This is a genomic window from Pseudomonas fluorescens (assembly GCF_902498065.1).
Taxonomy (GTDB): Bacteria; Pseudomonadota; Gammaproteobacteria; order Pseudomonadales; family Pseudomonadaceae; genus Aquipseudomonas; species Aquipseudomonas fluorescens_BJ.
Window position 1 is genome coordinate 690,182 of record NZ_CABVIR010000001.1, and the last position, 19,531, is coordinate 709,712.

The 19,531-nt window shown below is 56.7% G+C and carries 27 protein-coding genes; 18 read left to right on the plus strand and 9 right to left on the minus strand.

Going from position 1 to position 19,531, the window contains the following annotated elements:
• Complete coding sequence (locus F8N43_RS03380) at positions 1–942, minus strand: carbon-nitrogen hydrolase family protein (RefSeq protein ID WP_150631551.1); 942 nt, start codon at positions 940–942, stop codon at positions 1–3.
• A gap of 103 nt (positions 943–1,045) precedes the next feature.
• On the opposite strand from F8N43_RS03380, the gene F8N43_RS03385 reads away from it, so the two are divergent.
• Positions 1,046–1,735, plus strand: coding sequence for a winged helix-turn-helix transcriptional regulator (locus tag F8N43_RS03385; protein WP_150631561.1), 690 nt, complete (start codon positions 1,046–1,048; stop codon positions 1,733–1,735).
• Between the two features lie 308 nt (positions 1,736–2,043).
• Here the strand turns inward: F8N43_RS03385 and F8N43_RS03395 are convergent, their stop codons facing one another.
• Positions 2,044–2,361: an isochorismate lyase gene (locus F8N43_RS03395; protein WP_150631552.1), complete on the minus strand. Its 318-nt coding sequence runs from the start codon at positions 2,359–2,361 to the stop codon at positions 2,044–2,046.
• A gap of 128 nt (positions 2,362–2,489) precedes the next feature.
• On the opposite strand from F8N43_RS03395, the gene F8N43_RS03400 reads away from it, so the two are divergent.
• Complete coding sequence (locus F8N43_RS03400) at positions 2,490–2,834, plus strand: cupin domain-containing protein (RefSeq protein WP_150631553.1); 345 nt, start codon at positions 2,490–2,492, stop codon at positions 2,832–2,834.
• A 149-nt stretch (positions 2,835–2,983) separates the two neighbouring features.
• Here the strand turns inward: F8N43_RS03400 and F8N43_RS03405 are convergent, their stop codons facing one another.
• Positions 2,984–3,463: a phage infection protein gene (locus F8N43_RS03405; protein ID WP_150653215.1), complete on the minus strand. Its 480-nt coding sequence runs from the start codon at positions 3,461–3,463 to the stop codon at positions 2,984–2,986.
• Positions 3,464–3,804: 341 nt separating this feature from the next.
• Here F8N43_RS03405 and F8N43_RS03410 point away from each other — a divergent pair, with 341 nt between their 5' ends.
• A complete protein-coding gene (locus tag F8N43_RS03410) occupies positions 3,805–4,299 on the plus strand; it encodes a cupin domain-containing protein (protein WP_150653216.1) in 495 nt (164 codons plus the stop codon).
• 249 nt (positions 4,300–4,548) lie between these two features.
• Here the strand turns inward: F8N43_RS03410 and F8N43_RS03415 are convergent, their stop codons facing one another.
• Positions 4,549–5,103 carry a TetR/AcrR family transcriptional regulator gene (locus F8N43_RS03415; RefSeq protein WP_150653217.1) on the minus strand — a complete coding sequence of 185 codons (555 nt, stop codon included), beginning with the start codon at positions 5,101–5,103 and terminating at the stop codon, positions 4,549–4,551.
• Between the two features lie 126 nt (positions 5,104–5,229).
• Here F8N43_RS03415 and F8N43_RS03420 point away from each other — a divergent pair, with 126 nt between their 5' ends.
• The 12 genes from F8N43_RS03420 to F8N43_RS03475 all read left to right on the plus strand — a co-directional run bounded on the left by F8N43_RS03420 (position 5,230) and on the right by F8N43_RS03475 (position 11,582).
• Positions 5,230–5,871, plus strand: coding sequence for a DJ-1/PfpI family protein (locus tag F8N43_RS03420; RefSeq protein WP_150653218.1), 642 nt, complete (start codon positions 5,230–5,232; stop codon positions 5,869–5,871).
• 100 nt (positions 5,872–5,971) lie between these two features.
• A complete protein-coding gene (locus F8N43_RS03425) occupies positions 5,972–6,172 on the plus strand; it encodes a DUF1330 domain-containing protein (RefSeq protein ID WP_150653219.1) in 201 nt (66 codons plus the stop codon).
• Between the two features lie 208 nt (positions 6,173–6,380).
• Complete coding sequence (locus tag F8N43_RS03430) at positions 6,381–6,926, plus strand: DUF2867 domain-containing protein (protein ID WP_150653220.1); 546 nt, start codon at positions 6,381–6,383, stop codon at positions 6,924–6,926.
• A 153-nt stretch (positions 6,927–7,079) separates the two neighbouring features.
• Positions 7,080–7,442, plus strand: a complete 363-nt coding sequence (locus F8N43_RS03435) for a DUF6463 family protein (RefSeq protein ID WP_150653221.1) — start codon at positions 7,080–7,082, stop codon at positions 7,440–7,442.
• 87 nt (positions 7,443–7,529) lie between these two features.
• Entirely contained in the window at positions 7,530–7,805 is a 276-nt protein-coding gene (locus tag F8N43_RS29450; protein WP_224787783.1) for a hypothetical protein, read from the plus strand.
• Positions 7,806–7,941: 136 nt separating this feature from the next.
• Positions 7,942–8,217 (plus strand): metal/formaldehyde-sensitive transcriptional repressor, encoded by a 276-nt coding sequence (locus tag F8N43_RS03445; protein ID WP_069900955.1) that lies wholly within the window; start codon positions 7,942–7,944, stop codon positions 8,215–8,217.
• 20 nt (positions 8,218–8,237) lie between these two features.
• On the plus strand, positions 8,238–9,161 hold the full coding sequence (gene dmeF, locus F8N43_RS03450) for a CDF family Co(II)/Ni(II) efflux transporter DmeF (RefSeq protein WP_150634675.1): 924 nt from the start codon (positions 8,238–8,240) through the stop codon (positions 9,159–9,161).
• A gap of 39 nt (positions 9,162–9,200) precedes the next feature.
• Positions 9,201–9,572: a hypothetical protein gene (locus F8N43_RS03455; protein WP_150634676.1), complete on the plus strand. Its 372-nt coding sequence runs from the start codon at positions 9,201–9,203 to the stop codon at positions 9,570–9,572.
• Positions 9,573–9,574: 2 nt separating this feature from the next.
• Positions 9,575–9,757: a DUF1289 domain-containing protein gene (locus F8N43_RS03460; RefSeq protein ID WP_150639358.1), complete on the plus strand. Its 183-nt coding sequence runs from the start codon at positions 9,575–9,577 to the stop codon at positions 9,755–9,757.
• Positions 9,758–9,908: 151 nt separating this feature from the next.
• Positions 9,909–10,211 carry an ArsR/SmtB family transcription factor gene (locus F8N43_RS03465; protein ID WP_017338400.1) on the plus strand — a complete coding sequence of 101 codons (303 nt, stop codon included), beginning with the start codon at positions 9,909–9,911 and terminating at the stop codon, positions 10,209–10,211.
• A gap of 61 nt (positions 10,212–10,272) precedes the next feature.
• Positions 10,273–11,247, plus strand: coding sequence for a zinc-dependent alcohol dehydrogenase family protein (locus F8N43_RS03470; protein WP_150653222.1), 975 nt, complete (start codon positions 10,273–10,275; stop codon positions 11,245–11,247).
• Positions 11,248–11,288: 41 nt separating this feature from the next.
• Complete coding sequence (locus tag F8N43_RS03475; RefSeq protein WP_150639360.1) at positions 11,289–11,582, plus strand: antibiotic biosynthesis monooxygenase family protein; 294 nt, start codon at positions 11,289–11,291, stop codon at positions 11,580–11,582.
• A 26-nt stretch (positions 11,583–11,608) separates the two neighbouring features.
• Here the strand turns inward: F8N43_RS03475 and F8N43_RS03480 are convergent, their stop codons facing one another.
• Positions 11,609–13,264: a methyl-accepting chemotaxis protein gene (locus F8N43_RS03480; RefSeq protein ID WP_150653223.1), complete on the minus strand. Its 1,656-nt coding sequence runs from the start codon at positions 13,262–13,264 to the stop codon at positions 11,609–11,611.
• A 708-nt stretch (positions 13,265–13,972) separates the two neighbouring features.
• Here F8N43_RS03480 and F8N43_RS03485 point away from each other — a divergent pair.
• From F8N43_RS03485 to F8N43_RS03500, 3 genes are all read left to right on the plus strand, one after another.
• Entirely contained in the window at positions 13,973–14,191 is a 219-nt protein-coding gene (locus F8N43_RS03485) for a hypothetical protein (protein ID WP_150653224.1), read from the plus strand.
• Between the two features lie 125 nt (positions 14,192–14,316).
• Positions 14,317–14,625 carry a hypothetical protein gene (locus tag F8N43_RS29840; RefSeq protein WP_150634681.1) on the plus strand — a complete coding sequence of 103 codons (309 nt, stop codon included), beginning with the start codon at positions 14,317–14,319 and terminating at the stop codon, positions 14,623–14,625.
• Between the two features lie 675 nt (positions 14,626–15,300).
• Entirely contained in the window at positions 15,301–16,353 is a 1,053-nt protein-coding gene (locus tag F8N43_RS03500) for an alpha/beta hydrolase family protein (RefSeq protein WP_150639362.1), read from the plus strand.
• Between the two features lie 66 nt (positions 16,354–16,419).
• Here F8N43_RS03500 and F8N43_RS03505 read toward each other — a convergent pair whose 3' ends face one another.
• The 4 genes from F8N43_RS03505 to F8N43_RS03520 all read right to left on the minus strand — a co-directional run bounded on the left by F8N43_RS03505 (position 16,420) and on the right by F8N43_RS03520 (position 19,194).
• Entirely contained in the window at positions 16,420–16,782 is a 363-nt protein-coding gene (locus F8N43_RS03505; RefSeq protein ID WP_150653225.1) for a hypothetical protein, read from the minus strand.
• 252 nt (positions 16,783–17,034) lie between these two features.
• Positions 17,035–17,865: a LysR family transcriptional regulator gene (locus F8N43_RS03510; RefSeq protein ID WP_224787784.1), complete on the minus strand. Its 831-nt coding sequence runs from the start codon at positions 17,863–17,865 to the stop codon at positions 17,035–17,037.
• Complete coding sequence (locus F8N43_RS03515; protein WP_150653226.1) at positions 17,862–18,611, minus strand: substrate-binding periplasmic protein; 750 nt, start codon at positions 18,609–18,611, stop codon at positions 17,862–17,864. Before F8N43_RS03515 ends, F8N43_RS03510 begins: the two co-directional genes overlap by 4 nt.
• A gap of 310 nt (positions 18,612–18,921) precedes the next feature.
• On the minus strand, positions 18,922–19,194 hold the full coding sequence (locus tag F8N43_RS03520; protein WP_150653227.1) for a hypothetical protein: 273 nt from the start codon (positions 19,192–19,194) through the stop codon (positions 18,922–18,924).
• Positions 19,195–19,531: the final 337 nt, after the last annotated feature.

Below are 19,531 nucleotides of genomic sequence, written 5' to 3' on the forward strand. Positions count from 1 at the left end.
TCACTCGTCAATGTAGCGCACCGCTGTCGCCGGCGTGCGCCGCACCTGCAATTCGAAAATGTCAGGGCGCGCGTAATGTCCAGTAACGTCGAGCGCCCGTCGCGCCGGCGCTACCAGTGTGATGTCGATGTCCGCATACAAAATGCCGGTCTCCCGGTGCAATGGACCGGCCACGATCCGGCCTTGCGGATTGACCACCACCGAGTCGCCGTCGTTGATCCATTCATCCTGGTCGGGAAACAGTTGCGTACGCGCCGGGAAGTCGTCAGGGACGTCACTGCCGCGCAGCACGGTGCCGCTGCCGAGCACCCAACAGCGGCCTTCTAGCGCAATGTGACGCATCGTGCTGATCCAGCCATCGCCCGTGTCATACGTGGGCGCGACGTAGATTTCCACCCCTTGCGCGTACAGTGAATAGCGGGCCAGCGGCATGTAGTTTTCCCAGCAAATGAGCGTACCCACGCGGCCGACCGATGTATCGACTGTACGCAACCCGGAGGCATCACCGAAGCCATGCACCATGCGCTCGGGGTTCGTGGGCATCAGCTTGCGGTGTCGGTTGAGGAGTGCGCCGTCCGTGCCGATAACGACTACGCTGTTATAGAGTGTGCCGCCACCCGTTTGCCGGTCGCATTCATTGATGCCACACACGATCGTTACGGCATGAACCCTGGCGGCCTCGCACAATTCGCTCAGGTCACCGTTCGCGATATCGACCGCATTGGCCAGCAGCCGGGTGTGCAACTGGCCCACTACAGCGCCGTCTTTTCCCGCCGCCAGCCGCCAGATCCACGACGGGTAACCTGGAACGAACGATTCGGGCAAAACGATCAGCGAGGCTCCCGCCACCGCAGCCTCGGCGACCGCTTGCACGGCCCGGACGATCGTCGCGCCGCGATCGAGCAACACGGGCGGGCGCTGAATAATGGCTACCTTGGTCATGGCGTTCTCCTTTGACGGATGGCTTTCGAGGTTTCAGCGTGCGCGGGGCGAAGTGGCGGGGCTAGTTCAAAATCTGAAGCGTTTCAATTGCGGAGCCCAGGCGATGGATGAAAGCTACGGTCAGTTCTGTACAGTCGCACGCGGTGCCGAAGCCCTGTGCGAGCGCTGGACACCATTGGTCGTGCGCGAGCTGTTGTGCGGTAGTAAACGCTTCAACGAACTGCACCGGGGCGTCCCCCGAATGTCCACCAGCCTTTTGGCACAGCGGCTGCGCCATCTGGAAGAAATGGGCGTCGTACGCCGCACGGCCACAGGCAAAGTCTGGGAGTACAGTCTGACCGCAGCGGGCGAGGAACTGCGCCCCATCATCATGGCACTGGGTCATTGGGGGGCGCGCTGGATCGGCAGTCGTCTGCGCGATGACGAACTCGACGCAGGCCTTCTCATGTGGGATGTGCGTCGGTTCGTGCGCATCGAAACGTTCCCGCCCCGACCGGTGGTCATCCACTTCAAATTCCGCGACGCTCGCCCCGGCGAACAAGCGTGGTGGCTCGTGGTCGAGGAGGGTGTGGCAGACCTGTGCCGCGACGACCCCGGACGCGAACTGACCCTGATCGTGGACTCCAGCGTGCGAGCATTGACCGAAGTGTGGGTGGGTGACCGCACACCGCGTGAGGTGCTTCAGTCTCGGGAGTTGTGTGTGTATGGCGCGGTGAAGGATGCGCAAAGCTTATGGCGCTGGCTTGGCACGAGTGCGTTTGCGGGCACTCGGAGTGCATCGGTGACTCGGTAATCTCCCCGGGGCCCGAATCACGTTGACTGTTTGGAGTCACACGATGTTGAAGGTACTTTTCATGTAGCCAGAACCGACTGCAAAGCCCCACGGCTGACCAACATTTTGCTGCTTGGCCGGCTGTGGAAACTGCGTCGGCGGGGATCAGCAATGATGCGCATGTTCCAGTCAGCCTGGCGTTGTTGCAGTGGGCTGATCTGGAATTTGTCATGGCGCGGACTCATCGCAACAAACTGGTGGCTCGATTTGGTTCGGAGCTGGCGGACACGCTTGTTGTTTGTTCTTCCGCGCGTGGAGATCAATGCCATTCACTCAGACTGTTGAGCTGTCCAATGTCTCATTTCTTCGGCGATGAAGTGGGTTACCAGGTCGCGGAACATTTTTTCGATTGCATCCGGGCTCAAGCCTGCTTCCGTGGCCCAATCGCGACGTGTCACCAGCATGGAAGCGAATCGCTGCGAAGCCTGTACCGAGGCCGCAGAGGTCTTGAACTTCGAAGCCGCGAGTACGTATTGGAATCGTCTTCCTAACAACGTGATAACGGCCTGATCCAGGGCATCAATCTCGCGCCGGATGTCCTCCATACCTGCGCAATTTGCGGGCTGAATCTGATTTATGACGTCCATGTAGAAAGCTCCTTTTGCTAAGAAAATAATAAATAGTCCGAGTTCGACCCTTTGTCGCCTCCCCACTGATCACACCTTCAAGGGTGTTTACTTCTAGTAAGACCTTTGTCTTTACAGAGAAGAGCGCGATGAGCAACGAACAGGTGGCCCCTGAAACGAAAGGGGTGGCGGTGAAGTTACTGGCAACGGTCGACCTCGGTCCTGAAATCGAGGGCATGACAGGGCGCCAACTTAGAATGCGTTTGGTGACGATCGATCCCGGAGGCGTCTTCGGGCCGATTCACAACCATAAAGACAGACCAGGCACCGTCTACATACTACAAGGAATAATCACCGACCACCGAGACGGCGTCGCCACGGACTATGGGCCGGGAGTGGGCTGGCCCGAGGACAGGAACACCACGCACTGGCTTGAGAATAGAGGAACAATGGCGGCGGTGGAGATCTCGGTTGATATTGTCAGGCAAGGGTGAGCTCGCTGGCTGCGTTTTGCTCCCGTATCCATTGCACCTTCCTGATAAGAAGTCAGAAGGTAAAAACCCTATTGAGGACGAGACAATGAACACGAAAAAGCCCGGCTGATCAGGCCGGGCTTTTTGCGTGTTGCGGTGACGCGATTTGTTTATGCCGCGCGGCTTTCGATCAGGCGATCCGAGCCACCTTCGGCAACGCGGTTTTCGATCAGGCGATCCGAGCCACCTTCGGCAACGCGGTTTTCGATCAGGCGATCCGAGCCACCTTCGGCAACGCGGTTTTCGATCAGGCGGTCGGAGCCACCTTCTGCTACGCGGTTTTCGATCAGGCGATCCGAGCCGCCTTCAGCAACGCGGTTTTCGATCAGGCGGTCGGAGCCACCTTCAGCCACACGATTCTCGATCAGGCGATCCGAACCGCCTTCAGCCACACGATTCTCGATCAGGCGATCCGAACCGCCTTCAGCAACGCGGTTTTCGATCAGGCGATCCGAGCCACCTTCAGCCACACGACTTTCAATCAGACGATCCGAGCCGCCTTCAGCGACAACCGGGTGAGTCGAGGTAGCGGCGAAAGCGTTAACTGCAAAAACCGAGAAAGCGATGCTGAGAATGGTTTGGCGTTTCATGATCGTGTGCTCCGGGGTGTTTTGGGTTGGTATGGAGCAGATGTTACGCCGCGGATTTTTTAAGAGAACTTCATTGGCGTGATGGTGACCATCGACGGCATTGATAGGGCGAGCGGCCTACCTCTGGTGAGCGTGATGAGGGTGGGGAGCACTGGCCACGGGAATGTGACAGGGCATTGATTACATTGCGTATCAACAGTAATGCGCGACAACGTCATTATCATTGCAGTCAGTGACAAATACAGTAAGCCGCATTCGACCCGCCTCGATTTCTCCAGCGGATTTACTCGCAGCGTAGGTGACGATATCAATTTTTTTACGGCGTAATTAAGGTGCCTTTCATGATCAAGAACATTATGAAAACTGCTTGTCTGGCTGCACTTGTTGCCACCAGCGCAACAATGGCGTTCGCCCAGGCCCACCCATTGCCACTTGATAAGGTCGGCGCATTACATAATGAAGACGTTGAGTGGCGCAGCTTTCCAGCCTTCCCCAAAGAAGTGAAGCTGGCTGTGGTGGCCGGCGACCCGAGTAAGCCAGCCCCCTATGTGGTAAGAGTCAAAGTGCCGAATGGCACAAAATTGATGCCCCATACACATCCTGAGGACCGCATCTACACCGTCATGTCCGGTGTTTTCTATATTGGCTTCGGCACTGTTTTCGATCCGGCCAAGCTGGTTGCTTACGGTCCAGGCAGCGTGGTGATACTTCCGGCTAATACGCCACACTTTCACTGGGCTAAATCAGGAGAGTACATTTCACAGGTTTACGGAACGGGTCCGCTAGGCCTTGAGTATATTGATAGCCATGATGATCCACGTAATGCGTCGAAGTAAGAAAGGGCTGTAGGTATCGCTCAGGATTTAATGGGTTTTAAAAGTTAGCTAGGCGGGTACCAAGACCGTTATGTACCTTCTGCGAACGACTGCAATTCGGCCAGAAGCGGTCATCGAGTGACTACGAAATTAGGGGCGATTCAGTCTGTAGCTCGGGCGATGAAAGACTACACCGCTTTCTCTTGTACTGATCCAGGCCAGGCAGGCACGCGACCTCTATTTATTCAGTTACCCAATTTAGCTCATGACTTAGGCCCGCCACGGTGGAAGAGCCCCTTCGAAAAGTGAAAAGGCTCGACTCAGGAAACTGTTGAAGCGAGCGGCATCACGCCGCAGCCCTGCCTGTTGACCACCAATCAGGCACAGATGGGCCACCCGACCAATCACTTCAGCTTCGCCTGGCATAGGGACCAAGCGGCGGCACGTCCGTATCGCGAAGTCCAGTCGTCTTGTGTCAACACGCTGCTGAAACTCGCCTACCAACGGATCGTGCAGCGACCAGGCTCGGATGGAAACTTCCCGCCCAGGCTGTTTTTCAGCAGCAATACTCAAGTAGCGTTTCAAGATTTCGTCCGCGCTACGACCCTGCGCCGCATAAGCGAGCATGCGCTCCGTGTAGTCTTCTTCCCAAGCGGCCAGCAAGGTGCGGACAAAGTCTTCGCGATTACGGAAATGGTGATAGAACGATCCGCGGGTCACATTCAATCGACGCGATAGACTCTCGGCCGAAACACCAATATGTCCTATTTGGTCGAGGGCCTCAAAACCAGCCGCGATCCAATGGTTGCGAGTTAGTTTTCCCACCCGTTATTTCGCTCCATATTTAGCGCCATACAGACTGTGTATGGTGCGCAACCGATTGATACGCTGCGAACACCAGCAAAGATGGCCGTTGCGTTTTGCACGCTAGCACTTTTCATGGAGCTCGCCTTGAAGAAAATCGTTCTGGTTGCTTTCGACCAATTCACTGATATCGACCTATTCCTGATGTGGGACATTTTGGGTCGCAACACTGAGGACTGGCACGTCCGGATATTGGGTTCTAGCGCTATCGTGCGATCGGCGCACGGCCTGCCTGTTTCGGTGCACGGTCCGCTTTCCGAGGCTAATAGTGCCGACGCGGTATTGTTCGTCAGCGGCAAGGAAGGGATACCCGCTGCACTTGCCGCGGCAGACTTCCTGCCGTCGTTTGAACTTGACTCCAGACGCCAGCGAATCGGCTCCATATGCGCCGGAGCTTTCATTCTCGAACGGCTCGGGCTGCTCGGCGGCCAAGCAACTACACACCCGGATGCACGATCGAGCTTGCAAGCGCCGGGACTTGAGACCGTGGACCAGCCTCTTGTATGCCAAGGGAACGTTGCAACCGCTGGCGGATGTCTTTCGGCGCTCTATCTGGTGGGATGGTTGGTTGAATCCTGGTTCGATGTCGACAAGCGCCGTGCGACGTTGCTCCCTGTTCTGCCAGCTGGCCAGCAAGAGCTCTATGATGCCTTGATCGGGCTCAGTATCCGACAAGGAAACGTTGGCGCCTCGCTCACTGGGACCGCGTGCCGCGGCCCCTTAGCTTAATCGTTAAGCGTCAAGGAGCCGTCCGATTATCCTGCAGCAGCCAGGTTCCTCGACGAAATGACAAACCAAGTGACTAACACGACGAGTCAAGGAGAGATTGATGAGCGCATATCTGGTTGCCAACTTCGAACTCACGAAGCCGGATGGCTTTAAATCTTATGTCCCCGCCGTCTTTCCGACGCTTGAAGCGCACGGCGCAGAAATACTCGTAGCCGATTATGAATCGGAACCGTTAGAGGGTGAACCAGGCTCGATGACGGTCGTTATTCGATTCAAATCAAAGGAAGCGCTTAATAGTTAGTACCACTCACCCGAGTACCAAAAGATCATTCATCTGTGCACAGACAACTCAAAAGGAATTGCTGTTACGGTGGAAGAATTGGACTTAGAGAAGAATCTCCGTCTGCTGGAAACGATGTGAATGACGCCTAACCAGCCGTTGGAGCGGACGCCTCCGGCGTCGCTCAACGGCGCGTTAGACCTCAGAACCCAACCACTGGATCGCACACATGCCAACCCAACAGCATCGCGCAACGCCGGTATCGCTTCCTCCGGAGTCGGCAATTGCCAGAGCCTACGCATCGACGAATCTTGCTGATGCTTACTCAATCGAGCTTCCGCCCGGAGCGTCGACCAATCCCGAACTGTTGGCGAGGTTCATCTTCTCCCAGCAAGCACTGTGGGTCAGCAGCCTCATGGCAGTCCGAGATGCGGTGGTCGGCAGATTCGGCCTCAAAACTGCCAAGCAACTTTCGTCACTTGGTGCGGAGAGCGAGACAGGCCGCGTCGGCATCTTCAGGATCTACGGCACAAGCCCGACCGAAGTTATCCTTGGAGAAGACGACAAGCACCTGGACTTCAGGCTCTCCGTCCTCTGTTCCAATCAGCCGTCGGCGGGAGGCAAACGTCACCTGACTCTGTCAACCGTGGTCCATTGCCACAACCGCCTGGGTCGTCTCTATATTCTTGTCATCGCCCCGTTCCACCGCTTGGTCGTTCAATCCAATCTCCGTCGTGCCGCACGAATCGGCTGGCCAATGGCCGCGGAGGCGTGAGCGAAACTCCCAGTCGCCATGCGCAGCCCACTGAGGTCTAACCAGTCGTTCGAGCGGGATGCGCCTTTTGCGGGCTTCGCCCGCTTCATGCGCGCCCCTCAACCCGGTCGTTAGGCCCACTCATTCCACCTTACCGTTACGGAGCATAAGACATTGTCAAACATCGTCGCATGGACCCTGTTCGCCTTGGGCGTCTTTCATATTCCATTCGGTATTATCAAGTTCAAAACAGCATTCGCCGAAGCCGTGAGCGCCGGCTTCGTCGACCAGTTCAGAGCGCATGAAGTTCGGCGTACTGCACTGTGGTTTACCATTTTGGGGCCGCTTTTGATGCTCGCCGGGCACGCAGCCATTCATGCCGTATCAGTTGGCGACCTCGCACTACTCAAAATCGTTGGCATCTACGTGCTCATCACCTCAATCATTTGCGTCATTGCCGTTCCAAAATCAGGGTTCTGGGCAACGCTCCTGGTCTCTCCGCTGCTCATCGCGGCGGGGTACGGTTTGCTTCCTTAAGCGCATCAATGCCCAACAAACGGTTCAAATCGCTCGCTCCGCTCACTGGGACCGCGTACTGCGGGCCAGAACCTGAACGTTAGACGCTTGGCCCCCACATTCAAGGCCACCGTCGCTGATCACTACGAGACCCACCTCGCGCCTGTCTACCTGTGGATGGCCGGCGGCTTTGATGCCGCCGTATCTCGGGGCGAAGCCGAGATCGAAGCCGTTCTCCCAAATCGAGCCAGTGGAACCACCGCCGTTGATCTCGGCGCGGGCTTCGGCATGCACACCATTCCATTGTGGCTCGCCGCGGCTGCTCAGTGGTCGCCGTGGACTATCCTGCTCACCATCTGCGGTTCGAGCCTTGAGGATGCCTGATTCGTGCCGTCAGCTTGCCTGCCATTGAAGTCATTCTTTACCGCCTGGGGCTGTAGATGATCACTCGTCCGCCAATCTTGCATAGGTATAGGGGGTATGCCTATCATGCGCGCAACATAGGTAGGGGGGGTATGTCATGGGCCATATCGCAGCAAACAAAGACGATCTTCTCAAACGCGTAAAAAGAATCGCCGGACAAATCCAAGCCGTTGAACGGGCATTGGAATCGGATCTCGATTGCGCCAAAACACTGCACCTTGTTGCCGCCACTCGCGGAGCCATCAACGGCTTGATGGAGGAAATCATCGAGGAGCACGCGCGGGAGCATGTTGCGAACCCTGCTCTCAGCGAAGAAGAGCGTAACAAGGGCGTTGAAGAGCTTCTTGAAGCCATTCGCCGTTACTCCAAGTGAACGCATCCAGGTACACACTCATGAGTAACCCCCACATCAACCACACACATGACCACGTGTTCCTTGGCTCAGCGCACGACGAAAATGCCAAGCGCACGCTTTGGGTGGTGGCACTGACCGTTGTGATGATGGTTGGCGAGATCACCGCCGGCTATATCACTGGCTCGATGGCGTTACTCGCCGATGGCTTTCACATGGCAACCCATGCCGGCGCGTTGGGCATCTCGGCGGCCGCTTACGGATACGCAAAACGTCACGCCTCCAGCCAGCGCTACAGTTTCGGAACCGGAAAAGTAGGAGACTTGGGCGGGTTCGCCTCGGCGCTGATTCTCGGTATGGTCGCCCTGGGAATTGGCGTTGAGTCTGTCATGCGCCTGCTGCAACCAACGGAAGTTCAGTTCGGCACCGCTACGCTCATCGCGATTGCCGGTTTGATTGTCAACATTGTCAGTGCGCTGTTGCTGGGCCACGGGCACAGTCATGAGCACGACCATGATGATCATGCCCATGCCCATGCCCATCACGGGAACGACAACAACCTGAAATCGGCGTACGTCCACGTCATCGCGGACGCGCTCACTTCGGTTCTGGCCATTGCGGCACTGCTCGCCGGGCGTTATCTCGGTTGGGTGTGGCTGGACCCGGTCATGGGCATCGTCGGCGCCATCGTTATCGCGCGTTGGGCCTGGACCTTGATGGGGGTCACCGCAGGTGTACTGCTGGATCAGACAGATGCGCACGTTGCCGAGGAAATCCGCGAACGGGTGGAAAAACCGGGGGATGTCACCATCACGGACTTGCACGTCTGGCGGGTGGGGCCGCAAGCCCATGCGGCCATCGTCAGTGTCCTTGGTGATAGCACTGCGAACGCCGACAGCATTCGTGAACGTCTCAAGCCGGTTCACGAAGTCAGCCATCTGACGGTCGAATTTCGACTGGCCTGATTCAGAGCCTGCCCTCCATTGTCTCCAAAGGAACCCGCAATGCCTCCAGGGAAACGCGAACTGGCGCGGATCGAACGCCGGTTGATTACCACGCTCACCGAAGCGTGTGAAACAGCAAAAGGTGAAATCAAAGGCTTTACCTGGCTCACCCATACCGCTGACCTGAACTCGCTGGCTGAAACCCTGAAGGTCACCTGGGTATTCGAAACCCTGGCGGACAGAAAGCTCGCCCTGGTTGACGCGAAGGCGCGTGTCTTTGAGCTGACGGCTATCGCGTTGAAGGAGGCCGACATCGACCTGACCCCTTCAGACCACAGCGTCCGCTTCGACTCTGAGGAAGAGTGCCAACGCACTCATGGTGGCGACTGGAAAAAACGCCTGACTCAATCACGCGTTGCCAAAGGTGACTGACAATGGCTAAAGAAATCGAAAGTCCGTGCATCTCAGTTTGCCAGCTCAGTGGTGATCTGTGTGTGAGTTGCGGGCGAAGCAAGGAAGACATCAGAAAGTGGAAACGCATGAAGCGGCCTGAAAAAATGGCCGCTGTGCAAAGAGCGAATGTGCGCTTGAAAGGGCTGAAGAAAGCATCTGGATAGTCACTTGCCCTGGGTGACCGCTTTTGGTTCGTCTTCTACCATTTGTGACCCTGCGTCCTCTGTATGAAAAATCGATCAGAAATTATTCGAAGCTCAAGATTGTTCTAATCTTTCGCATTGACATATCGATAAATCTCGATATCCTCGGGTTATGGAATTGATCGAAATATTCAAAGCCCTCTCAAACCCTACGCGTCTTGAAATTCTGAAAGGTTTGAAGGATCCCGCAAAGAACTTCCCTCCGCAGGACGAAGGTGACGTTCTCACGGTCGGCGTCTGCGTCAGCAGTATTCAAGAAGGTATCGGACTGTCGCAGTCAACGGTGTCCGGTTATCTGGCCACGTTGCAACGAGTGGGCCTGGTCGAAGTCAGGCGCATCGGTCAGTGGACCTACTACAAACGCAATGAAGCAACCATCAGTGCTCTTGCCGAGATCATCGGGAAAGATCTGTAATTTTTTACCGCAATATATCGAGATATCTCGATATTCCTTTTTATCGATGCGAGGATTTACCATGAAAGCGATGATACTTAAATCATTTGGCGGTCCTGAATCGTTCGAACTCTGCGACGTGCCCAAGCCCGTGCCGCATACGGGACAGGTCCTGGTCCGGGTGCACGCAACCTCCATCAATCCATTGGACTACCAGGTTCGACGTGGCGATTATCCCGACCTGGTGTCACTGCCGGCCATTACCGGCCACGATGTATCTGGCGTTGTCGAAGCAGTTGGGCCTGGTGTGACGACCTTCGTTCCGGGAGACGAAGTCTGGTACACCCCGCAAATATTTGAAGGGCCTGGCAGTTATGCCGAGTACCACGTCGCTGCCGAAAGCATCGTCGGGAAGAAGCCTCCCTCGCTGAGCCATCTTGAGGCGGCAAGCCTGACGCTGGTTGGCGGGACGGCGTGGGAAGCGCTGGTCGTGCGGGCGGCGCTCAGGGTAGGGGAGAGCATTCTTGTACACGGCGGCGCGGGAGGCGTCGGTCATGTCGCGATCCAGCTGGCGAAAGCCATGGGAGCAAGGGTGTTCACAACCGTGCGAGAAGCAAACGTTGAGTTCGCACGCAGCATGGGGGCCGATGTGATCATCGACTACGAAAAGGAAGATTATGTTGACGCCGTCATTCGGGAGACGGGTGGCCGCGGCGTTGATGTTGTGTTCGACACCATCGGCGGCAACACATTGTCACGCAGCCCCGACGTACTCGCGCAACTTGGCCGCGTCGTCACGATCGTGGACATTGCACAGCCACAAAACGTCGTTCAGGCCTGGGGCAAGAACGCGAGTTATCACTTCGTTTTCACCCGGCAGAACCGCGGCAAGCTTGATGAGTTGAGCGCATTGATAGCGCGCGGTCAGTTGCGGCCCCACGTTGGCGCCGTCTATTCGCTTGCCGAGATTCCCCTCGCTCATGCCCGGCTGGAAAGTCTCAACAACGGTATTCAAGGAAAAATCGCGATTGCAGTCGAGCCATCGCTCCTCTCGTAAGTGCGTACGTTTAATCGTTCAAGTCAGTTTAGAGGCACGCCATGATTTATGAAATCGCTCTGCTCCCCGTTCGCAAAGAACGGATTGAACCGTTCCGACGTGCATTTGCCGAGGTCGCTCCTTTGCTCAGCCGCGCCAAAGGTTACGGCGGCCATCTGCTCGCGCAAGGCATCGAAAGCCCGGAGATGTTCAACCTGATCGTGAGGTGGCAATCACTCGAAGATCACACGCCGGGCTTTGAGGCGAGTGAAGACCATCGGCTGTTCATGATGGGCTTGGAGGAATATTTTTCGGACGAACCGAAGGTCTTCCATATTGAGGGGGGCAACTTTTAGGACTGACGAACATGATGATCCCAACCCTAGAGCTGAAAGCGCGAGATGTTCTCTCGCAATGTCACGCTGGTGCGTGCCAGTCCTTCGCTTTCCTGCTGAGCGCTGCGGAAGGCTGCAGCGGATTGCTCGGCGCTTTCGCTGACGGTCACGATGCCCCGGCTGATCTGCTCGGCAACGGTACTCTGCTGCTCGGCGGCAGCGGCGATTTGGTGGTTCATGCCGTTGATCCGCTCGATCATGGTTACGATCGTGCTTACCGCGTCACCGGCCTCGGAAACGCCGGACACCGACTGCGCACTGGAGCGCTTGCAGCGTTGCATATGCTGCGAGGTCTCGTCGGCAATTTTCTGCAGACTGGCGATCAGCCCCTCAATCTCTGAGGTGGCCTTCTGGGTACGCTGTGCCAGGCTGCGCACCTCGTCGGCTACCACCGCGAAGCCGCGTCCGGCCTCGCCAGCACGGGCAGCTTCGATGGCTGCATTGAGGGCCAGCAGGTTGGTCTGGTCGGCCACCGACTTGATCACTTCAAGCACGCCGCCGATATTGCCGGTTTCATTCTTCAGCCGGCCCATGGCCATGTTGGACTGTTCGATTGTCTCGGCCAGCTCGCCGATCATGTTGACGGCATCTTTGGCCTTCTGCTGGCTGTACAGGGCTGCGCTATCGGCCTCGCTGGCGGCACTGGCGGCGGATTCGGCATTGCGCGCGACATCCTGCACGGTGGCGGCCATTTGGTGAACGGCGGTGACGATCTGCTCGACCTCGCACTGTGCCATGGCCACGCTTTCGGCGTTTCTCAGGCTCGATTGGCTAAGCTCCTGGCTGGATTCGGCCACGGTCTGTGAGGACAGGTTTATGCCCTTGGTCATGTCCCGCAGGTTCTCCTGCATGCTCAGCAGGGCAGCCATTATGCTGGCTTGTGGTGGCTCAATCGTGCGCTCGCTAGCGCGCAAATCGCCCTGGGCAACCCGTTGGGCGAGCTGGTTGAGTTCGCTCGGTTCGGCACCCAGCGCGCGCAGCAGGTTGCGGCTGATGACGTAGCCCAGTACCGCTGCTAGTAAGACGGCCAGCGCAGTAATGGCGAGCAGCAGGTTGCGTTGTGACAGATAGTTTGCGTCATTTTCGCTGACCTGCAGGTCTGCCTTCTGGTTGGTGTAGCGCAGGTATTCGCCAATTGCCTGGGTCAGCTCGGCCAGTAATGGTGTGCACTGCTCGCTGACCATGCGCAGGGCCTCGTCGTTTTCACCCTTGAACAGGTGTTCGGCAATGGTGTGCGCTACCGGTTTGTAGCGGCTCTCGACCTGCTCGATGGTTGAGAACAGTTCACGTGATTTGGGCGACACATCATCATGGTTATCAATTGCCTGGCGTAGCGCGGCGAGGCTGCTGGCCACCATTTGTTCGTTGACGGCAATCGCGCCCCGTTGCTGTCCTCTCGCGGTGACATTGCTGTTCAAGGCGATGTTACGCAGGGCAATCGCGCGCTGGGCGGCGGCGTCGTTCAGTGTGTTGGCCAGGCGGGTGCGTGCATCAACGCCATTAACGTAGAGAAAAAAGTCCTTATTGCTGTTAGCCAGGGCGTACAGCGAGATAGCGGCGATCAGCAACATAAGCGCGAGCAGGCTGGCATAGCCGGCATAGAGACTGGTCCGTGTAGAGAGCCGGGGAGTGTGCGATGGCATGATGTACCTGCGTAATGGGAGGAGCAATTTAGGGGCACCTTCAAGGGTATGTATTCGCCCTTGGTACGCATCCTGCGCAGGTATTCTCTTGTTCGACGGCAACGAGTAGCGGCGTTATTTCCTGGCTAGTTAAAACTTATACAAGTGTTTTTACTCGTACAAGTCTTGTACAGCTATATTGGGATGATGTCGTCATGACATCATCCGATCCCGATGAACGGTCAGTAACCTCCGGTTTCTGGCCGGCCCGAGAAATAGAGGTCTGGCCATCGGGCTGACTACTGTTTGGCGGCGATACAGCCCAAGGCCATCTTTGGGCCGATAGAATCCTGCGAGCGCTGTAAAAATGCGTAGCGCTATTTCTGTACAGGTATTTTGTATGGGGTGAGCTAGGGCGCGCTAATTGTGAGCATGCGCTGCGCTAGGGGCTGTTGCCGTTTCATCGCGAGCCGTGTTGCTGCGAGAAATGGCTCCCGGTTATGGGGGGGACTAGCTCTGCGGGTCGTCATTCCCACGTGCGCTGGTCCAGTCGGCAGCAAATGACTGGTCAGTTGTGATGCAGATGGGGGGCAAGTCCGTGCAACTCCAAACGCCCAGCCGCCCGCTGGGCTTTTTACTGCCCGCTCGTCTGCTCAGTCGCACGCTTTTCACCTGCCAAATTCAAACTGTTACGGCCCAGAAAAGCTGGACCTCAATGGTGAGGTGGGTATGTCTACCGATTCGAGTTTTCAAAACCAAACACAAGGTTCTGTTCCATCCAAGCCTGAGCCAAGTTCAGATGAGCCGACGCTAGATCCAGACGATCCGAACAAATACGATCCGTTGAAAAATCCAAGCGATGATCGTCCAGAAGACTGGAAGGATCCTGGTGAGAGGACTACCCCAGAGGCGGATGAACAGACACCGCTTTCAGACGATAGGAGATAGGAGAGAAAGCCCGGCCGTTGAGCCGGGTTTTTCTTCTCCGTTCGTCCACTGCGCTGCACTTGTAACGCTTTGCCGTTTCTCATGATCAAGCACGGACATCCCGCGCATCAGTACGGAGGTTCAGCATGGACATTGACGAGAACGCACCTGGCAACAAATCACAGCAGCCCGAAACGCGCACGACGGACAACGAAACCGGCCATGACCCCAAGAGGGACGAGCCCGAAGTTCCGCTGCCTCCAGACGACGAGGCTCCTGTCGACGAAGACATGACTGACGTGTATGCAAATAACTCGGTGTCGAGTGAGCATCCAGAAGCTGGACAGAGCGGTCGAGTCGATAATCCTGACGCCGACCCACAGATGGACGATCAAGACGAAAACGATAAGGAAGCTCGCGGTATGCCTGCGAGTGACCCTGAATCAGGTGCCTGAATGAGTTCGGATGATTTCCGATGCCCGCTCAGCGCGGGCTTTTTTACGCCTCAAGTTTACCTGTAGCCAGGGCAGCCCTTGGGGAGGCCTGGACGTCGATGGCCGTATAGTGCGACGTACGGAATCAACACCGGCAGCCCCCACACCCTGACCTCAGATGCTTTTGGGGTGGTGCGAGACGGGATCAGCGAGACCGATGCAATAGGGCGTCGGCGCCGTGAACGTCTTCGGCAGACCGCGGGATTTAGAGCAGTGAATAGCCGCTGGGTTCGTACACGCGTCTAATGCCTGCTTTTGGCCGATTCTGTTGAAAAAGCCGGCCATGGTTTACGCGTCAGAAAAGTACGCGTCCGAGATTGAAAACTTTACTTTTTGCAGGGGCTTCCGGACTCGGATTTCACGTAGCAGCGTGCAAAAAAGGCGTTTTCTCCACTCAATGATCAGGCAGTTTGGGCAGACCGACTTTTTCAACAGAATCGGCCGACTGCAGTCCCTCGCGACACTCCGCCTCCCCACTAAACACCGCGAACGATGAAAGTATGCGCGGCAGCGAATGTGAGCTTTAATGTCCGTGCTCATAGGCAGCCACATAAGCTTCGACTCCGAACGAAGAGGGATGCGCCTGACGGCGGGTTCAGGTGGCCATGCACTTGTCTAATCAAGGAAGAATCGACATTGAAAATAGCTTTCTGCACCCTGTTTTTGACCTGCCTGACAACTCTCGCATTCGCTGACGAGAACCCTGTCGGCTTCCAGTCTTCCACACTGCCGGACTCGCACAACGGCCGCGCACTGGAGATGGTCGTCTGGTACCCCAGTGCAACTACCGCCGCCACGCAATTGATCGGCGATGATGTGGTGTTCGTCGGAGCTTCTGCCGTTCGTGATGCGCCGCCCGCTGCTGGCAAGCATCCCTTGTTGGTGCTCTCCCATGGGTACAGGGGGAACTGGAGCAACCAGATCTGGCTTGCCAGTGCTCTGGCCCACAGGGGTTACATCGTCGCCGCGATCAATCACCCTGGCACCACCACTCATGACCGTAGCCCTCAAGCAGCGGCGCAGTTGTGGCAGCGGCCCGTTGATGTGCGCCGGGCCATTGATAGCGTCACGGCTCAACCTGAAAAATTCGGCGTGGTCGCCACTGATCGAATTGCAGTAGCGGGCCATTCACTCGGCGGCATGACCGCCCTGGAGATCGCCGGAGCTCGTTTCGATCCAGACCGCTTCGCGCAAAACTGCAAAGCCTACCCGCAGTTAGCCAGTTGCTCCGTCTATGAAAAGATAAACCCCGCAAGCACCGCAGAATCAAAGGCCGCGCTGGGCGCCGATTTGCGTGATAAACGCGTCACTGCTGTGGTGACATTGGACCTGGGTCTTTCACGGGGCATGACCGATGAAAGCCTGGCCGCGTTGCCGGTACCCACGCTGGTGATCGCTGCTGGCGTACCGTCGCACGATCTTCCCGCTGAGTTGGAGTCTGCCAACCTGGCCAAACGCCTGCCCTCAGCGACAAGCCGTTACGTCGAAATCAGCGATGCAAGCCATTTCAGCTTCTTGTCGATTTGCAAACCGGGTGCGGAGGTAATGCTCGAAGAAGATGTGCCCGGCGATGGCATCATTTGCCGGGATGGCGACAATGGGCGTCCGCGTGAGGTGATTCAACAGCAGATCACATCGCTGATAGCAGAGTTTCTTCAGTCACCTATCGACAAAGAAGGCAGTTTGTAAACGCGAACACGAAAAAGCCCGGCTGATCAGGCCGGGCTTTTTGGGTATTGCGGTGACGCGATTTGTTTATGCAGCGCGGCTTTCGATCAAGCGATCCGAGCCACCTTCAGCAACGCGGTTTTCGATCAGACGGTCGGAACCACCTTCAGCCACACGATTCTCGATCAAACGATCCGAACCACCTTCAGCGACGCGGTTTTCCATCAGGCGATCCGAACCACCTTCAGCGACGCGGTTTTCGATCAGGCGATCCGAACCACCTTCAGCCACACGATTCTCGATCAAACGATCCGAACCACCTTCAGCGACACGACTTTCAATCAGACGATCCGAGCCGCCTTCAGCGACAACCGGGTGAGTCGAGGTAGCGGCGAAAGCGTTAACTGCAAAAACCGAGAAAGCGATGCTGAGAATGGTTTGGCGTTTCATGATCGTGTGCTCCGGGGTGTTGTTGGTTGGTATGGAGCAGATGTTACGCCGCAGAATTTTTAAGAGAACTTCATTGGCGTGATGGTGACCATCGACGGCATTGATAGGGCGGGCGGCCTACCTCTGGTGCGCGTGATGATGGGGTGCAGCCGTTCGGCGTTGTAACTCTGCGCGTTGTTCCAGGCGACACCTTTGCCCTCGGCAAACACCGTCCGGTTCCCCACCTCATCCGCCCCCAAACCAGATGAATGACTAAGCCTGAAGTCTTAGCGCGCTGATGATGAAAGCATGAAGGCTATTGACCGCTTTAGACCCGCGAGAGGCTCGGCTACGTAAAATCGAAACTTCCATAGGTTCAATGTTTCCTAAGTTGTGCTCGCTACTTAAGACGTGAAGCGATGCCTGCACGCTGCACTGAGTGATCGCGGCAATAGCGAGCCCACCCTCAACTGCTGCCACCTGACCAGCAAGGCTGGAGCTGTTGTATACCACCCTGAATTCGCGTCCCTGTTGGGTCAGTGAGTTCACTGCATAACGCCGGGCCAGGCTTTCACTTTCGTAGACTGCGATAGGCACCGGGTCTCGCCTCCACAGTTCGAACTGGGGTGAGCCAACCCAAACCATGGGTTCTTTGAAGAGAAATGTGCCGCTTTGAGGCGAGTCCCTGGACACCAGCGCAAGATCAAGATCGCCGCTTCGCACACGCGGGATAAGCGTGGTCGACTGTTCACAGGTCAGTTCTATTTCCACGCCTGCGTAGCGCGGCGAAAACCGCTTCAGAACCGGCGTGAGATACCTTGCCGCGTAGTCCTCCGCGACGCCAAGGCGGATTCGTCCGGTTAACTCTTCACCGTGAAAAGCCGCTTGGGTCTCAGCGTACAGTGCGAGCATGCGACGGGCGTAGCTCAACAGTGTCTGGCCGTCAGCGGTCAGTGGAAGGTGCCTCGGGCCACGACTCAACAACTGCCGTCCAAGCGCGGCCTCCAGTTTCTTCATCTGCATGCTGACAGCGGATTGCGATCTGTTTACCTCGTGGGCGGCGCCAGACAGCGAAGCGGGCTTGCGTTGGCTCCTCGCTTTCATTGCCCGATCGGTTGATTGTACCGATCCTGGATGCGCTTCAGCTCGCCAGAGTGGCGCAACTGCTCCAGGGCTCTGGCCCAGGCGTCTACCAGTTCGTCGTCACAGTCGCGGCTGAAGGCGATGTACAGCGATGAGCGATAGAGCTCGATGGGGATCTGTCGCAGCGTGCCGGGGGGAATGTTCAATTGGCGGCTGTAATAAGTCACCCCCGCATCGGTGTCGCCTATGATGATGTCGGTGCGCCCGGCTAGCAGCATGCGATAGAGCTGCCGGCTCTCGGTTGCACTTTTTTCGAGGTTGTTGAAGCCCCGCGACTGCAGCATCTCGGGTATTAGGCCGGCATGTCGCGTGGTGATCCGTGGGGCGTGCATTAGCTGCTCTAATGAATTCACCGGCGGCTGCGCATTGACTAACTGATAGGGGTGAATGGACTCTTCCACGATCGGTCCGACCCACTTGTATAACGATTCGCGCTCCGCGGTGCGGAATAGGGAATACATTATGGTCTTGGGCCGGCTCTTCAATGCGTGGGTGCTTCGCATACTGGGCAGCAGCATCACCTTAAAGTCATCCCCGGTCAGCGCCATGATGCCCCGAACGATCTCCGTGGCCATGCCGGTGAGCTGATTGTTCTCCTGATAGTTGTACGGCGCCCACTCTTCAGTAACGACCTGATACTGCTCGGCCCTGACGGGAGTGCCAAGAAATAAACAGAGCAGCGCGGCAGTAAGTGTCGAAAGATTCACGTGTTCTGCCTGGTGGGCTGTGAGGTGATCAGGGGGATCTGATTAACAGGGGTCTTCCATTATAGACCCAGGCACACGTCAAACGCCTGATGCAGTCCGGTAAACCTTCAACACGGCAATGAAGACACACGAACCGGCACGCGTGGTGCAGGACTTACAAGAGCGTTTAGCGGATTGCTTCTTATCGGTATTGGTTGGGGCAAGCCGTGATCGTTCAGCCGAAAGCAGACAAGAGTTATGCCGCAGAAAAAAGATGTCCGATCTTTTTATGTTCGAACAAAAAACGGGCGCCTTCAGCGCCCGTTTTCATTCACTCCTTCGTCTGCGCCCGCAATGGTCGCCCAATCACATCCATCAAGTCACAACCATCGCGCAACGGAATGGCCAGCAGTTTGGAGAAGTCCGACAGCACCACCGTGTCGCAACCAATCTCTGCGCGAAAGGCGATGTTTTCCAGCACCTGAGTAACGGCGCGAATTCGGTAGTCAGCGGCGGCTTGCAGAACGTCGAGTGGAGCTTGAGTGTCGATGAGCAGGGAGGCCGGGATCAGGTCGATTCCGGTGAGGGGCATGTATCTTTCCATAGATGAAACTCCGATCAAGGCAAAGGTCGACTGCCCCTCAATCGTCGCCAAACGAATGGGTGACAGCTGTACGCAGGTTGGCGAACCGGGATCGGAATACCGGCAGACCCGAAGGTCTCCCGCGCACAGCTGCCATAAAGACAACTTTGCGGGCATGCAAAAGCGACTGCATTAAAGCACAGTGCTTTTGCATCCGATCCGATCAGGTCGCCAAACCCGAATCGCCATTTTGGGCGACGGGTCGGACTATAAGCCTCATCAGAACAGCGGGGAAGGTGACGCATTCCGAGGTTTGTGTAGGAATTTTTATGCCGTCCTAGGACCGGTAACCAACGTT

Bases quoted from the DNA above. Each gene is read 5' to 3' on its own strand.
- F8N43_RS03380 (WP_150631551.1), bottom strand. From the start codon at position 942: ATGACCAAGGTAGCCATTATTCAGCGCCCGCCCGTGTTGCTCGATCGC.
- F8N43_RS03385 (WP_150631561.1), top strand. From the start codon at position 1,046: ATGGATGAAAGCTACGGTCAGTTCTGTACAGTCGCACGCGGTGCCGAA.
- F8N43_RS03395 (WP_150631552.1), bottom strand. From the start codon at position 2,361: ATGGACGTCATAAATCAGATTCAGCCCGCAAATTGCGCAGGTATGGAG.
- F8N43_RS03400 (WP_150631553.1), top strand. From the start codon at position 2,490: ATGAGCAACGAACAGGTGGCCCCTGAAACGAAAGGGGTGGCGGTGAAG.
- F8N43_RS03405 (WP_150653215.1), bottom strand. From the start codon at position 3,463: ATGAAACGCCAAACCATTCTCAGCATCGCTTTCTCGGTTTTTGCAGTT.
- F8N43_RS03410 (WP_150653216.1), top strand. From the start codon at position 3,805: ATGATCAAGAACATTATGAAAACTGCTTGTCTGGCTGCACTTGTTGCC.
- F8N43_RS03425 (WP_150653219.1), top strand. From the start codon at position 5,972: ATGAGCGCATATCTGGTTGCCAACTTCGAACTCACGAAGCCGGATGGC.
- F8N43_RS03430 (WP_150653220.1), top strand. From the start codon at position 6,381: ATGCCAACCCAACAGCATCGCGCAACGCCGGTATCGCTTCCTCCGGAG.
- F8N43_RS03445 (WP_069900955.1), top strand. From the start codon at position 7,942: ATGGGCCATATCGCAGCAAACAAAGACGATCTTCTCAAACGCGTAAAA.
- dmeF (WP_150634675.1), top strand. From the start codon at position 8,238: ATGAGTAACCCCCACATCAACCACACACATGACCACGTGTTCCTTGGC.
- F8N43_RS03455 (WP_150634676.1), top strand. From the start codon at position 9,201: ATGCCTCCAGGGAAACGCGAACTGGCGCGGATCGAACGCCGGTTGATT.
- F8N43_RS03460 (WP_150639358.1), top strand. From the start codon at position 9,575: ATGGCTAAAGAAATCGAAAGTCCGTGCATCTCAGTTTGCCAGCTCAGT.
- F8N43_RS03465 (WP_017338400.1), top strand. From the start codon at position 9,909: ATGGAATTGATCGAAATATTCAAAGCCCTCTCAAACCCTACGCGTCTT.
- F8N43_RS03470 (WP_150653222.1), top strand. From the start codon at position 10,273: ATGAAAGCGATGATACTTAAATCATTTGGCGGTCCTGAATCGTTCGAA.
- F8N43_RS03475 (WP_150639360.1), top strand. From the start codon at position 11,289: ATGATTTATGAAATCGCTCTGCTCCCCGTTCGCAAAGAACGGATTGAA.
- F8N43_RS03480 (WP_150653223.1), bottom strand. From the start codon at position 13,264: ATGCCATCGCACACTCCCCGGCTCTCTACACGGACCAGTCTCTATGCC.
- F8N43_RS03485 (WP_150653224.1), top strand. From the start codon at position 13,973: ATGTCTACCGATTCGAGTTTTCAAAACCAAACACAAGGTTCTGTTCCA.
- F8N43_RS29840 (WP_150634681.1), top strand. From the start codon at position 14,317: ATGGACATTGACGAGAACGCACCTGGCAACAAATCACAGCAGCCCGAA.
- F8N43_RS03505 (WP_150653225.1), bottom strand. From the start codon at position 16,782: ATGAAACGCCAAACCATTCTCAGCATCGCTTTCTCGGTTTTTGCAGTT.
- F8N43_RS03510 (WP_224787784.1), bottom strand. From the start codon at position 17,865: ATGAAAGCGAGGAGCCAACGCAAGCCCGCTTCGCTGTCTGGCGCCGCC.
- F8N43_RS03520 (WP_150653227.1), bottom strand. From the start codon at position 19,194: ATGGAAAGATACATGCCCCTCACCGGAATCGACCTGATCCCGGCCTCC.